Source organism: Haladaptatus sp. HS23 (assembly GCF_056892285.1).
Genome location: NZ_JBXGLH010000001.1, coordinates 927695 through 941994 on the forward strand (window position 1 = coordinate 927695; position 14300 = coordinate 941994).

Genomic DNA, 14300 nt, shown 5'->3' on the forward strand with positions numbered 1-14300 from the left:
TGTCCGCCGGTTCGGACCGAGCGATGATGAATCCCCACCATTTCGGCCGTCGAGAGGCCGAGACGGTTCCGCAAGTAGTTTATAGCCACTCGCGCAACCTTCCGCGTGATTACAGTATATGCCGAGGCCAGAGGTTCTCGAACGAATAAAGGAGGCCGAAACGGAGGCTGACGACATCGTTGCGGACGCCAAAGAGACTCGCGAGGAGCGAATTTCCGAGGCGCGCACGAAAGCGGAGGACATCCGCTCGGAAGCCCACGAAAAGGCCGAAGAATTGGAACAAAAACGACTCGAGAGCGCGCGCGAAGACATCGAAGCCGAGCGCAAAAAGCTCCTCGCGGAGGGCGAGGAGGAACGCGAGGCACTCGAAACGCGTGCCCAAGAAAACGTCGACGAGGCGATAGAGTTCGTCCTCGACAGGTTCAAGGAGGCGGTGCATGCTCAGACCTGAACAGATGAGCAAAGTCTCGGTGACGGGGTCACGAACCGTCATGTCCGACGTTATCGAGACCATCCACGAGTTGAACCTCGTCCACCTGTCGAACTACGACGGGTCGTGGGACGGGTTCGACCACGGAAACCCAGTCAGCGGTGCGGACGAAGCGTCCGACAAACTCGTCACCGTTCGTTCCATCGAGAGCATTCTCGGTGTGGACGCGGAGGACGCCGGACCGCAGCGAATCGTCACCGGCGAAGCGCTGGAGGACGAATTAGAGGACATCCGAGCGCAGGTCAACGAACTCGACGACCGCCGAGACGAACTCGGCGAGGAGCTTCGAAGCGTCGAGGACCGAATCGGCTCGATGGAGCCGTTCGCCACGCTCGGAATCGACCTCGACTTGCTGTCGGGATACGACCACCTACAGGTCGCGGTCGGCGAAGGAAACGCGGACGAAATCGAGCGCGCGCTCGCCGATTCCGAGGACGTGCAGGAGTTCGAACTCTTCACGGAAGGGCGAACGGTCGCGGTTTTCGCGTACCCAGCGAACGACGCAGAGGACGACGCGCTCGATGATGCGCTCGTCGGCGTCGATTTCGCGTCGCTCGACATCCCCGACGCGTCCGGCAGTCCCGAGGAGTACGTCGCTGAACTCAAACACGACCAACAGAAACTCGAATCGAAGCTGAACGGCGTCGAGAACGAGCTCAACGACGTGAAGCTCGACGCGGCAGGGTTCCTGCTCGCGGCCGAGGAGAAACTGGCCATCGAGGTGCAGAAGGCCGAAGCGCCGCTGCAGTTCGCGACGACGGAGAACGCCTTCGTCGCCGAAGGCTGGATTCCGACCGAGAAGTACGCGGAACTGAAGAGCAGCCTCGACAGCACGGTCGGCGACCACGCCGAAGTGGACGAACTCGAACGTGCGTCCTACGAGGAGAAGGGCGGCCACCACGCGCCGCTCGAAAAGGCGGAGGAGACGGGCGTCGCCACGGACGGCGGCCACGTCACCAAGGAGGAGAACCCGCCGGTCATCCAGAAGAATCCCGACGCGGTCAAACCGTTCGAGGTACTGGTGCAGACCATCAACCGGCCGAAGTACTTCGAGTTCGACCCGACGGTCGTCCTGTTCCTCACGTTCCCGCTGTTCTTCGGGTTCATGATCGGTGACCTCGGATACGGGACGCTGTACACGCTCATCGGGTACTTCATCTACACCAAGTTCGACAACGAGGCCATCAAGAGTCTGGGTGGAATCGCCATCTGGGCCGGTGCGTTCACGATGCTGTTCGGTATCCTGTACGGCGAAATCTTCGGGTTGCACATCCTCGGGGACTTCGTCTGGGGCGGAAGCCCACCGATTCACAAAGGACTCCAGCCAATCGAAGGCGAGTTCGCTACCGGTTGGCTCGTGCTGAGCCTGCTGGCCGGTATCGCCCACCTCACCATCGGGTGGGGCTTCGACTTCGTCGAGAACTTGGAACACAGCTTCAAGGACGCCATGACCGAAAGCGGGTCGTGGATCATAATGATGTTCGGCCTCTGGGTGTGGATCTTCTCGGGTGCGGGCGGAAGCGCGCCCGGTCTCCTCTTCGGACCAGAGAGCGTCTTCAACGGGAACCCGTTCCCGTTCGGCTTCACTGGGTTCCCGGCGTTCAACCTGTTCACGATACCGGGAATTAACTTCCCGTTCTCGTTGTGGCTCGTCGTGTTCTTCCTCGGACTCGTCCTGCTCGTTGTGGGCGAACCCATCGAGGCAGTCGAGTTCCTCAACGTGCTGGTGAACGTCCTCTCGTACACCCGTCTCGCCGCAGTGTTGCTGGCGAAGGCAGGGATGGCCTTCGTGGTCAATCTCCTATTCTTCGGCGTGTATACCGTCGAAAGTCACGGTGGTGAGGAGTGGCACTTCATGCTCTCGCACGGCCCCGATTACGTGCTCCATCACCACGAGGGAGCGAGCATCATGTTCCCCGGACTCGTTCACTCCGGCGTCGCGGGCATCCTCGGCGGACTGCTCATCCTCGTCCTCGGACACGCCCTCGTCCTCACGCTGGGTATCACTAGCGCGGGACTGCAGGCGGTGCGTCTCGAGTACGTGGAGTTCTTCGGCAAGTTCTACGAGGGCGGCGGCGAAGCGTACAACCCGTTTGGCTACGACCGAAGCTACACGACGCAGGACTAACCGTCCATCCGTCGTTTTCGTTCTCTCACATCGAATTGGCCTCTTTTACGTCCCTTGACACTGGCAATTGCTACCATGATTTAGCGGGTACAGCGCCCGATACAAGCGAATCCGGCGGAACGCTTTGGGAAGTTTTAAGAATCCAGTGACTCGAACTACGACTTGTTCGGCTACAGAGAGCCTACAAGAGGATCAAACCAATGTTCGAAGCTATATTCGCATTCGTCAACGCAGCTGTACCGCTCCTGCAGGAAGGTGCCAACCAAGCGTCCACCGCACCCGCCATTCCCCCGAAAGCTGGCGCGGCCCTCGCGGTCGGCCTCGCGGCTTTCGGTGCAGGGTACGCAGAGCGCGGTATCGGTGCCGCCGCAGTCGGCGCTATCGCGGAAGACCAAGACCTGTTCGGTACCGGACTGATCATGACGGTGCTGCCGGAAACGCTCGTGATTCTGGCACTCGTCGTCGTGTTCGTTGTCTAAACCGTCCCTAACCCTCTTCATCAATGAGCTTGGAAACGGTAGTTGAGGATATTAGAAACGAGGCCCGCGAGCGCGCGGAAGAGATTCGTACGGAAGGCGAAACCCGCGCGGACCGGATTATCTCCGAGGCCGAAACGGAAGCCGAGGAGATACTCGCGGCGAAAGAGCAGGAGGTTGAAAACCGAATCGAGCGAGAACGGGAGCAGAAACTCTCCAGCGCGAAACTCGAAGCCAAGCAGAAGCGGCTCGAAGCCCGTCGCGACGTGTTGCAAGACGTGCGCACCGACGCTGAAGAAAGCGTCGCCACCCTCGGTGGCGACGAGCGCGAAGAACTGACGCGCTCACTGCTCGACGCGGCCGCGGAGGAGTTCGACTCGGGGAACACCGTCCGAATCTACGGACGCCCCGACGACGAAGCGCTCCTCACCGATATCGTCTCGGACTACGACGGTTTCGAGTACGCGGGTGAGTACGACTGCCTCGGCGGCATCGTCGCCGAGAGCGAGGCGTCCCGCGTTCGCGTGAACAACACGTTCGACTCGATTCTGGAGGACGTGTGGGAGGACAACCTCCAACAGATCAGTTCGCGGTTGTTCGAGCAATGAGCACGACCGAAGGAACATCGAACTACGAGTACGTCACCGCGCGAGTCAGGGCGCGCAGAGCGGCCCTGTTCGACGAGGAGGACTACCGAAAGCTCCTGCGCATGGGACCGGGCGAAATCGCCCGCTACATGGAGGAGACGGAGTACGAATCCGAGGTGAACGCACTCGGCGCGCGCTACGACGGTGTGGACCTCGTGGAGTACGCACTGAACCGCAACCTTGCCAAGAACTTCAACGACTTGTTGGATTGGGCCGACGGGAAGCTGTACCACCTGATCGCCCGATACCTGCGGACGTTCGACGCGTGGAACGTCAAGACGATACTTCGCGGTATCTACGCGGATACCGACAGCCAGTCCGTGCGCGACGACTTGATTCACGCCGGTGAGTTCGACGAGGAGTTCCTCACGCGATTGGCCGAGGCGGGTGCCATCGAGGACGTCGTCGAGATGCTCGGGACGACGATTTTCGGCGACAGCCTCGAAGCAGCCTACGACGATTACGAGTCGAGTGGGCTCCTGATTCCGCTGGAAAACGCGGTCGACCGGGCCTACTACGAAGGGCTAATGGATGGCGTGTCGGAGACGGAAGACCGCGCGACGCGGCTGTACATCGAGTTCCTACAGGCGGAAATCGACTTCCGAAACATCCGCAACGTGCTCCGAATCAGTCGGAGCGGCGCGAACATCGACCCTTCGGAGTACTACATCTCCGGCGGTCGGATGTTCGGCGCGAAGGAGTTGACCCAACTCGCGGGCAGCACGGACGAGCTGATAGCGAGGGTTCGAGACAGTCCCTACGGGGAGGAACTGGACGAAGCGCTGGACGAGCTTGAGCGAGCCGACAGTCTCATCGGATTCGAGCACGCACTGGATATTGCGCTGCTCGAATACTCGGACCACCTTTCACACGTGTTTCCGTTGTCCGTGTGTCCGGTGCTCGCTTACGTCCTCGCCAAACAGCGCGAAGTCGACAACATTCGTGCCATCGCACGCGGTCGCGAGGCGGGACTGTCCGAAGACCGAATCGAAGAGGAACTGGTGGTACTATGAGCCAAGAAATCGCCGTCATCGGGAGTCCGGACTTTACGACCGGATTCCGACTAGCAGGCGTCCGAAAGTTTGCGAACGTTCCGGACGACGAAAAGGACACGGACTTGGACGACGCTGTTTCTCGGGTACTGGAAGACGACGACGTGGGCATCATCGTGATGCACGACGACGACCTCACGCATCTCTCTCGGAACGTCCGAAACGACGTCGAGACGAGTGTGGAACCCACCCTCGTGACGCTGGGTGGTGGCGCGGGAAGCGGCGGACTCCGCGACAAAATCAAGCGCGCGATCGGTATCGACCTTATGGACGAAGACGAACAAGGTGATAACGAATGAGCCAGGCAACAGACAGCGACGTCGTCCGTGAGGACGGCGTCATTCAGAGCGTGAGCGGACCTGTCGTTACCGCCACGGACCTCGGCGCCCGGATGAACGACGTTGTGTACGTCGGTGAGGAAGGGCTGATGGGAGAGGTCATCGAAATCGAAGGAAACCAAACCACCATTCAGGTGTACGAAGAAACCTCGAACGTCGCCCCCGGTGAACCCGTCGAGAACACGGGCGAACCGCTGTCGGTCGACCTCGGGCCGGGTATGCTGTACTCCATCTACGACGGGGTTCAGCGCCCGCTGGACGTGCTCGAAGACAAGATGGGCGCGTTCCTCGACCGTGGTGTCGACGCTCCCGGTATCGACCAGGAGAGGACGTGGGAGTTCACCCCGACCGTCAGCGAAGGCGACGCGGTGGAACCCGGCGACGTCGTCGGGACCGTTCCCGAAACCGAGAGCATCGAACACAAGGTCATGGTGCCGCCGAACTACGAGGGCGGCGAAGTCGTTGCCACGAACGAGGGCAACTACGACGTGACCGAAACCGTCGTCGAACTCGACAACGGCGAAGAAATCACGATGCAGCAGGAGTGGCCGGTCCGTGAAGCACGGCCCTCCGTGGACAAACAGACGCCCCGGACGCCGCTCGTGTCCGGGCAGCGTATCCTCGACGGCCTGTTCCCCATCGCGAAGGGTGGGACGGCCGCGATTCCGGGACCGTTCGGCTCCGGAAAGACCGTGACCCAGCACTCGCTCGCCAAGTGGGCCGACGCGGACATCGTCGTCTACGTCGGCTGTGGCGAGCGTGGCAACGAGATGACGGAAGTTATCGAGGACTTCCCGGAACTCGAGGACCCGCGAACGGGCAAGCCGCTCATGTCGCGGACGTGCCTCATCGCGAACACGTCGAACATGCCCGTGGCAGCACGCGAGTCGTGCATTTACACGGGTATCACCATCGCGGAGTACTACCGCGACATGGGATACGACGTCGCGCTCATGGCCGACTCCACCTCGCGGTGGGCGGAGGCGATGCGTGAGATTTCCTCGCGTCTCGAAGAGATGCCCGGCGAAGAGGGATATCCGGCGTACCTCGCCGCCCGTCTCGCCGAGTTCTACGAGCGCGCAGGCAAGTTCGAGAACATCAACGGCACGGAGGGTTCGGTGTCGGTCATCGGTGCAGTGTCGCCCCCGGGCGGCGACTTCTCCGAGCCGGTCACGCAGAACACCCTGCGTATCGTGAAGACGTTCTGGGCGCTAGACGCCGACCTCGCGGAACGGCGTCACTTCCCGGCCATCAACTGGGACGAGTCCTACTCGCTGTACAAGGACCAACTCGACCCGTGGTACGAACAGAACGTCGAGCCCGACTTCCCGGAGAAGCGCCAGTGGGCGACCGACGTCCTCGACGAGGAGGGTGAACTGCAGGAGATCGTTCAGCTCGTCGGTAAGGACGCGCTGCCGGAAGACCAGCAGTTGACGCTCGAAGTCGCGCGCTACCTCCGTGAGGGATGGCTCCAGCAGAACGCGTTCCACGACGTGGACATGTTCTGTGAGCCGAAGAAGACCTACCGGATGCTCGAAGCCATTCAGACGCTCAACGACGAGGCGTTCAGCGCGCTCGAAGCCGGCGTTCCGGTGGACGAAATCACGTCCATCGACGCCGCTCCACGCCTGAACCGCATGGGAACTGCCGAGGACTGGGACGACTTCATCGGCGAAATCGAAGAGGACATCAAAGACGAGCTCAGGGAGAAGTACTAATGAAAGAATACCAGACCATTACGGAAATCAGCGGCCCGCTGGTGTTCGCCGAAGTCGACGAGCCGATCGGATACGACGAAATCGTCGAAATCGAGACGCCGGCCGGCGACACACTGCGCGGACAGGTGCTCGAATCGAGCGACGGCCTCGTCTCGATTCAGGTGTTCGAGGGAACGGAGGGTATCAACCGGGAGTCGTCGGTTCGATTCCTCGGCGAGACGATGAAGATGCCCGTAACCGAGGACCTCCTCGGTCGCGTGCTCGACGGGTCGGGACAGCCCATCGACGGCGGCCCGGAAATCGTCCCGGACCGACGTGACGACATCATCGGCGCGGCTATCAATCCCTACGCACGCGAGTACCCCGAAGAGTTCATCCAGACCGGTGTGTCCGCCATCGACGGCATGAACACGCTGGTTCGCGGACAGAAACTGCCCATCTTCTCCGCGTCCGGGCTTCCGCACAACGAGCTCGCGCTCCAGATTGCGCGACAGGCGAGCGTGCTCGAAGACGAAGAGGATGGCGAAGAGAGCGAGTTCGCGGTGGTGTTCGGCGCGATGGGCATCACGGCGGAAGAGGCAAACGAGTTCATGGAAGACTTCGAGCGCACCGGCGCACTGGAGCGCTCCGTGGTCTTCATGAACCTCGCGGACGACCCCGCAGTCGAGCGGACGGTCACCCCACGTCTCGCACTGACGACGGCGGAGTACCTCGCGTTCGAGAAGGATTACCACGTGCTGGTCATCCTGACGGACATGACGAACTACTGCGAGGCGCTGCGTGAAATCGGTGCCGCGCGTGAAGAGGTTCCGGGTCGCCGTGGCTACCCCGGATACATGTACACCGACCTTGCGGAGCTGTACGAGCGCGCGGGTCGTATCGAAGGTCGTGACGGGTCCGTCACGCAGATTCCCATCCTCACGATGCCGGGTGACGACGACACGCACCCGATTCCCGACCTGACCGGGTACATCACCGAGGGACAGATATACATCGACCGCGACCTGAACTCGCAGGGTATCCAACCGCCGATCAATCCGCTTCCGAGCCTCTCGCGGCTGATGGACGACGGTATCGGCGAGGGACTTACCCGTGCCGACCACTCCGGCGTATCCGACCAGATGTACGCAGCGTACGCGCAAGGTGAGGACCTTCGCGACCTCGTGAACATCGTCGGTCGTGAAGCGCTCAGCGAGCGGGACAACCAGTACCTCGACTTCGCGGACCAGTTCGAGACGGAATTCCTCGACCAGGGCTTCGACACGAACCGCAGCATCGAAGAGACGCTCACCATCGGGTGGGACCTCCTCTCGATGCTGCCGAAAGAGGAACTCAACCGTATCGACGAGGAGTTCATCGAGGAGTACTACCCCGAAGAGCAGGCCGAAGAAGTCGCTGCTGACTAACGCGGTTTCCGTTTCGATTTTCGATTTTTTCGCGTGTGTGACGGACGGAGCGGTGCGAATATCTCGGTTCTCAGTCCCACATACGCTCCGCAGCGCGGCGTTCGACTGTAAAGAATTATCCCCTTCGAGTTTCTAGCATCAACCAACATGGCCAAGGACGTCAAACCCACTCGGAAGAACCTCATGGCGATAGAGGATCGCATCGACCTCTCCGAACGGGGACACGACACGCTGGAGAAGAAGCGTGACGGTCTCATCATGGAGTTCATGGACATCCTCGACCAGGCACAGGACGTACGCTCCGGTCTCGAAGAGGATTACCAGCGCGCCCAGCAGACCATCAACATGGCCCGCGCGATGGAGGGCGACGTTGCGGTTCGCGGTGCCGCCGCCGCGCTACAGGAACACCCCGAAATCACGACGGAATCGAAGAACATCATGGGCGTCGTCGTCCCACAAATCGAGTCCTCGAAGGTAAAGAAGTCGCTCGACGAGCGTGGCTACGGCGTCCTCGGAACGAGCGCCCGCATCGACGAGACCGCGGACGCCTACGAGGAACTGCTCGAAAGCGTCATCCTCGCCGCGGAAGTCGAGACGGCGATGAAGAAGATGCTGACGGAAATCGAAACGACGAAGCGTCGCGTCAACGCGCTCGAATTCAAACTCCTCCCCGACCTGTACGAGGCACAGGACTACATCGAGCAGAAACTCGAAGAACAGGAGCGTGAGGAGATCTTCCGAATGAAGAAGATCAAGGCCAAGAAGGAAGAGGAGGAGAAAGCGGAGAAGGAAGCCCGCGAACCGGAAGTGGCGGAAGGCGAAGTCGTCGTCACGAGCTAAATTCGATATTTTCTTTCTGCGATTCAGGTATGAGGAGGACGGTGCGTTTCGAGTCGACGAAGTGGGTTCCGAGCACCACGGCATCCCCGACTTTCCATCCGAAACGATGCCCTTGGAGAGACGGGACTGAATCGCACAGCGACAGGGCACGATTCGACTTTTGACGTCAAATAGTGACGTACTGATACGAACTGCACGCGAAGTTGGTAGCGACAGCGTCGAGAGAAATAGCTGAAACGAAAAGGCTACCGATGTCCGATTTTCTGCCGGTTGTCAGTGTTGAATCGAGAACGTTCGACGGACCGGTTACTCTTCGACGTACGTGAACCACTCCTCGTGGTCGTCGGTGCGACGGTTCACGAGGTCGAAGAACTCGGATTGGAGTTCTTCGGTCACGGGGCCGCGACTGCCGGTGCCGATTTCGACGTTGTCCACCTGTCGAATGGGCGTGACTTCCGCCGCGCTGCCGGTAAAGAACAGTTCGTCGGCGGTGTTGAGTTCGCCGCGACTGATGGTCGCGTCGTCGTGAACCGTGTAGCCCATCTCTTCAGCCAGCGTGATGACGCTGTTGCGGGTGATGCCGTCGAGGATGCTCTGGGAGAGGCCGGGGGTGAAAATCTCGCCGTCGCGGACCATGAAGATGTTCTCGCCGGGTCCTTCCGCGACGTTGCCTTCCTTGTTCAGGACGATGGCTTCGACGTAGCCGTTACGGCGGGCTTCCTCGCCGGCGAGGAGGCTGTTGACGTACAGGCCGGTCGTCTTTGCGTTGGTCGGAATCTGGCTGGAGGCGTGCTTGCGCCACGAGGAGATCATCACTTCGACGCCGTTTTCGAGGGCCTCTTCGCCCAGGTACGCGCCCCACGGCCACGCGGCGATGGTGACGTCGGTCGGGCAGTCGCCGGGGCTGACGCCGAGGCTGTCGTAGCCGTAGTAGGCGATGGGTCGGATGTAACAGGAGCGGAGGTCCTGACTGTCGATGAGTTCGAGGGTCGCCTTCGTGAGTTCCTCGGGGCTGTACTCGATTTCCATGTCGTAGGGTTTACACGAGTCGTAGAAGCGCTGGAGGTGGTCCTCCCAGCGGAAAATCGCGGGACCGTTTTCGGTGTCGTAGCACCGAACCCCTTCGAAGACGCCCGTCCCGTAGTGCAATCCGTGTGTGAGAACGTGGATTTGCGCGTCGTCCCAATCGACGAATTCGCCGTCCATCCAGATGGTGTCCACGTCCATATCGTCAAAGCTCATACGTCCGCTTCAAGGAAGGCCACAGTAATGAGTTTTGGCGATTGTCTTTGGACGATTGTGTAGGATAACTCATCTGAGAGTAATTCACGGGCAGTGTGAATGGGTATCGCTCGGCAGACGAGATGTCGATAATACAGTTTCGAACCGCTCACACAGCGGAAAATGGAGTCGTTCGGTGTTCGACGGTTAGCGTCCGGCGGGCCGCGCCGCGCTGCGCCGTGCCGAGCGTCCCTTCAGCCACGACCCGAGTGCGCCACCGACAGCACCGGGGATTGCGGCGACGACGACGTACACTACGCCGAAGGCGAACAGGCCCATGGTCGGGATGAGACCAGCGGCCAGCAAGCCTGTAAGAGTCAGAATGACGAGTGCGACGATTGCCCCGGCGGCGGTTGCGACGCCACCGTTGAGCGCACCGTCATCGAGTTTGATTCCGGACACGTAGCCAGCCACGAGACCGCCGATGATGCCGGTCAAGCCAGCGCCGACGATAGGAAGCGCCATGTCCGTGAATGGGACCGTTGCCCCACTAAGCAAGCCGACGACGATGGTTGCGATGATTCCGTATACGATTGCTTTTGCTTTGAAGTCCATACGTACTAGATGGACTTCTAGAAGCATGAACATTTTTTATAATTTAGATACGTATTCCGACATTACCCCAACTCGGAGGGGGGATTTCGTTAGTAAACACGAGTTTTACGGTCCGAGGGAGTCGACCGCGGCAAAAGAATCAGCCGAGGGATTCGATTATCTTCGACCCCTCGAGATACGGGAATTCGTGACGCTCGGCGTAGGCACGTGCGTCCGCTGGCGAAAGCGCACCGCCGGTTTCGTCGTCCAGCATCTCACAGACGACGACGGCGGGGGACCGGTCCGCCGCCGCCGCGAGGACGATACCGAGTTCCGTGTGGCCCTGTCGCTCGGCCAGCAATCCGGGTGCCGCTTTGAGCAGGTGAACGTGACCCGGCGCGCGGAACTCGCCCGCGAAGTCGGTTTCGTCGGGTGATGCGGCCGCGTGTGCGAGTTTTCGAATCGTCAGCGAGCGGTCGTCGTCCGTGATGCCGGTGTAGGTGTCGCGGTGGTTCACGGTCAGCGAGAAGGAAGAGCGGGAGTCGTACCCGAGGTCGTGGCCCTCGCTCGCGGGGTGGTCGATGATTTCGTCCATGTAGTCGAGTCCGAACCGCTCGGCGACGTCGTGGGAGAGTGCGGTACAGACCAATCCGCCGGCGTCGTTTCTGAGGCGTGAGACGGCGGTCGGAGTAACTGCTTCGGCAGGATAGATGAGGTCGGTTTCACCTTCCCTGTCGGCCGCGTCGTGGACGAGGAGGGGCGACCCATCCCGAAACGCGGCGACTGCCTCCTCGACGGACGCCGCGGCGGTTTGGCTCATTGGACCTCCTCGATATACACCGTCACGTGGTCGCCGTCTCCCAGCCCGAGTTCGTCGCGGAGTTTCTCCTCCGCGATGAGTTCCAACTGGTCTTCGTCGTGGTGGGTTCGTTCGGGCGCGATGACGTGGACCGGTTCGTAAGACTCGCCGTCGGTCGTTTGGACGGCCGCGGGATAGCAGACGGCGGGGCCGTACGTTCGGTCGCCGTCCTCCCATGCGTCGATGGAAACGGGAGCGAGCGCGTCCATCGCGGAGCGAGCGCGAACGCTCTCTGTGGAGAGTTCGACGTTCAAGGTGCCCGGATACGGTTCGTAACCCAACCGGTCGATGAACTGCTCCATGTAGCCCGACAGTGAGATGTAGTGTTTTCCCTCACCCATGCCGCCGGTGACGGTTCCCGAGAGTTCGACGCCGGAGAGGTCCTCGAAGATTCGGCGGTAGTCCTCGTACTCGCGTTTCAGTTCCCATTCGCCGTCGTCGGTGATGGCGACCCACTGCCCGTTGCTGACGATTTCGCGCGTGATGAGGCCCGCGTCGTCCAAACGCTGGAGGCGACGCGATGCGGTCTGATTGGACGCATCGAGGCGGTCTGCGAGGTCAGCACAGGATACTTTGACCTCGCTTTCGAGCCCCCCGTCGAGGGCGAGAAGTTTCAACGCGGCGAGTTCGTCGTACCCGACCACGAGCGATGTCGCTGACATACACGATACTCCGTGCTTGGTTCGTTTAAGCGTACCGGAAACGAGACGCGTAACAGAAATGTTATGGCGCAGGACGCGATTCCGCCGTCGGTGTTCGATATAACGGGGCATCTCATCTAAATGTGCTGGTTTCACCGTTTTGCGGCGAATTACCGGTCGAGCCGAGCGCTCGTTTAAACGGGTAGCGTGAGGAGCCATCCGGTTTAGGCACGAACGGGGCGGAGAAAAGATGGATAGTTCGCGCGGAGGGGAGATGCCGGAGAGAACTCCGCTCGAACGACTTTCCACACGCTACTATGTCCGGAAACGATGCAGAAAACGAGAGTTACGAGACGAAGATACCCGCTCGGTTGGATCGATTGCCGTGGTCGCGCTTTCACTGGCTGATAATTCTGGCGTTGGGTGCGACGTGGTTGCTCGACGGTCTGGAAATCGGTCTCGTCGGTGCTATAGGCCCCATACTGACACAGAAGAGTACGTTAGGACTGACGAGTGCGCAGGTCGGGTACGCCGGTTCCACGTATTTGATGGGAGAGGTCATCGGTGCGCTTGGGTTCGGTTGGTTGACCGACCGATACGGGCGCCAGAAATTGTTCTTCATCACGATGGGCGTCTACCTCGGTGGCGTCGCACTGACGGCGCTCTCCATCGGGTTTTACACCTTCGCGTTCTTCCGTTTCCTCGCTGGCCTCGGTATCGGCGGGGAGTACTCGGCCGTCTACTCGGCTATCGACGAGTTGATTCCGGCCGATTACCGCGGTCACGCCGACTTAGTGATCAGCGGCAGTTACTGGATAGGTGCGGCCGCCGCCTCGGTCATCACGTTGTTCTTCCTCGACTCGCAGATCCTCAGTAGCGGTTCCACCTGGCGGTACGTCTTCGGATTTGGCGCGGCACTCGCGTTGCTCATCCTCGTTCTCCGGCAGTACGTTCCGGAAAGCCCTCGCTGGCTCATGATTCACAAGGACCGGGAGGAGGCCGAGGAAGTGGTCGAGAACGTGGAGGAACGAGTCGAAGAAACCACGGACGAAGAGTTAGAGGAACCCGACGACGAGGAATCGATAACCATCCAAGCTATCGGGAGGATATCCCTCCGGAATCTTCTGGAAACCGTGTTCGTGGACAACTTCCAGCGCGCGATGCTGTGTTGTATCCTGTTCATCACGCGGGCATTCCTCTACAATGCCATCTACTTCACCTACGGACTGATTCTCCACCAGTTCTACGGGGTTCCAGAGGCCAATACGCCGGTGTACGGAATCGCGTTCGCCATCGCCAACTTCATCGGTGCCCTCGTGTTGGGACGCTTCTTCGACACGGTCGGCCGTCGGCCGATGATCTCCGGAACGTACAGTATTTCGGGGATTCTGCTGGCGATTACCGGATTCCTGTTCCTGAACGACATGCTCACGGCACTCACGCAAACCGCGCTCTGGTGTGCCGTGTTCTTCTTCGCCACGGCGGCGGCGAGCGCGGCCTATCTAACCGTCAGCGAGATATTCCCGATGGAGGTACGCGCACAGGCGATCGCCGTGTTCTTCGCCATCGGGCAAGCCGCTGGTGGCGTGGTCGCCCCGGCGCTCTTCGGCAATCTCATCGAATCCGGCGAACCGATAAACGTCTTCTACGGGTACAGCATCGCCGCCGGGCTCATGCTTCTCGGAGCCATCGTGGAGTGGGTATGGGGAGTCGAGGCGGCCCAGAAGTCCCTGGAGGAAGTCAGTACGCCGATTTCGGCGTTCATGTCGGGGTCGGGTAGCGAAAAAGGCCAAAATCCCGAGGACACGGACTGACGTTTCTCCCCGTTTCCCCGAAGTCGTGCCTCGATAGTAAGCGACCATCTCCCAATGCTGCCCGTGCTCGCGTTCG

Annotated in this window: 14 protein-coding genes; 10 read left to right on the forward strand and 4 right to left on the reverse strand. The window is 60.6% G+C overall.

What is annotated here, in order from left to right:
* Window positions 1–118: 118 nt before the first annotated feature.
* From ahaH to AC1XDK_RS05125, 9 genes are all read left to right on the forward strand, one after another.
* A complete protein-coding gene (ahaH, locus tag AC1XDK_RS05085) occupies window positions 119–451 on the forward strand; it encodes an ATP synthase archaeal subunit H (RefSeq protein ID WP_483348683.1) in 333 nt (110 codons plus the stop codon).
* Window positions 438–2618: a V-type ATP synthase subunit I gene (locus tag AC1XDK_RS05090; RefSeq protein ID WP_483348684.1), complete on the forward strand. Its 2181-nt coding sequence runs from the start codon at window positions 438–440 to the stop codon at window positions 2616–2618. Before ahaH ends, AC1XDK_RS05090 begins: the two co-directional genes overlap by 14 nt.
* Before the next feature lie 200 nt (window positions 2619–2818).
* Window positions 2819–3097, forward strand: a complete 279-nt coding sequence (locus tag AC1XDK_RS05095; protein WP_483348685.1) for a F0F1 ATP synthase subunit C — start codon at window positions 2819–2821, stop codon at window positions 3095–3097.
* A 23-nt stretch (window positions 3098–3120) separates the two neighbouring features.
* Window positions 3121–3702, forward strand: coding sequence for a V-type ATP synthase subunit E (locus tag AC1XDK_RS05100; RefSeq protein ID WP_483348686.1), 582 nt, complete (start codon window positions 3121–3123; stop codon window positions 3700–3702).
* Window positions 3699–4754 carry a V-type ATP synthase subunit C gene (locus tag AC1XDK_RS05105; RefSeq protein WP_483348687.1) on the forward strand — a complete coding sequence of 352 codons (1056 nt, stop codon included), beginning with the start codon at window positions 3699–3701 and terminating at the stop codon, window positions 4752–4754. Before AC1XDK_RS05100 ends, AC1XDK_RS05105 begins: the two co-directional genes overlap by 4 nt.
* Entirely contained in the window at window positions 4751–5092 is a 342-nt protein-coding gene (locus AC1XDK_RS05110) for a V-type ATP synthase subunit F (protein WP_483348688.1), read from the forward strand. The genes AC1XDK_RS05105 and AC1XDK_RS05110 overlap by 4 nt, the downstream gene beginning before the upstream one ends.
* Window positions 5089–6849 carry an ATP synthase subunit A gene (locus AC1XDK_RS05115; RefSeq protein WP_483348689.1) on the forward strand — a complete coding sequence of 587 codons (1761 nt, stop codon included), beginning with the start codon at window positions 5089–5091 and terminating at the stop codon, window positions 6847–6849. The genes AC1XDK_RS05110 and AC1XDK_RS05115 overlap by 4 nt, the downstream gene beginning before the upstream one ends.
* The gene (locus tag AC1XDK_RS05120) at window positions 6849–8255 is read left to right on the forward strand and encodes an ATP synthase subunit B (protein WP_483348690.1); all 1407 of its coding nucleotides are present in this window, start codon (window positions 6849–6851) and stop codon (window positions 8253–8255) included. Before AC1XDK_RS05115 ends, AC1XDK_RS05120 begins: the two co-directional genes overlap by 1 nt.
* Window positions 8256–8402: 147 nt before the next feature.
* Window positions 8403–9095: a V-type ATP synthase subunit D gene (locus AC1XDK_RS05125; protein WP_483348691.1), complete on the forward strand. Its 693-nt coding sequence runs from the start codon at window positions 8403–8405 to the stop codon at window positions 9093–9095.
* Window positions 9096–9401: 306 nt separating this feature from the next.
* Here the strand turns inward: AC1XDK_RS05125 and AC1XDK_RS05130 are convergent, their stop codons facing one another.
* From AC1XDK_RS05130 to AC1XDK_RS05145, 4 genes are all read right to left on the reverse strand, one after another.
* Entirely contained in the window at window positions 9402–10337 is a 936-nt protein-coding gene (locus AC1XDK_RS05130) for a branched-chain amino acid transaminase (RefSeq protein ID WP_483348692.1), read from the reverse strand.
* Window positions 10338–10523: 186 nt separating this feature from the next.
* Window positions 10524–10931, reverse strand: a complete 408-nt coding sequence (locus AC1XDK_RS05135) for a DUF5518 domain-containing protein (RefSeq protein WP_483348693.1) — start codon at window positions 10929–10931, stop codon at window positions 10524–10526.
* A gap of 139 nt (window positions 10932–11070) precedes the next feature.
* Window positions 11071–11730, reverse strand: coding sequence for a 3,4-dihydroxy-2-butanone-4-phosphate synthase (ribB, locus tag AC1XDK_RS05140; protein WP_483348694.1), 660 nt, complete (start codon window positions 11728–11730; stop codon window positions 11071–11073).
* On the reverse strand, window positions 11727–12431 hold the full coding sequence (locus tag AC1XDK_RS05145; protein WP_483348695.1) for a DUF120 domain-containing protein: 705 nt from the start codon (window positions 12429–12431) through the stop codon (window positions 11727–11729). The genes ribB and AC1XDK_RS05145 overlap by 4 nt, the downstream gene beginning before the upstream one ends.
* A 296-nt stretch (window positions 12432–12727) precedes the next feature.
* On the opposite strand from AC1XDK_RS05145, the gene AC1XDK_RS05150 reads away from it, so the two are divergent.
* Complete coding sequence (locus AC1XDK_RS05150) at window positions 12728–14224, forward strand: MFS transporter (protein ID WP_483348696.1); 1497 nt, start codon at window positions 12728–12730, stop codon at window positions 14222–14224.
* Window positions 14225–14300: the final 76 nt, after the last annotated feature.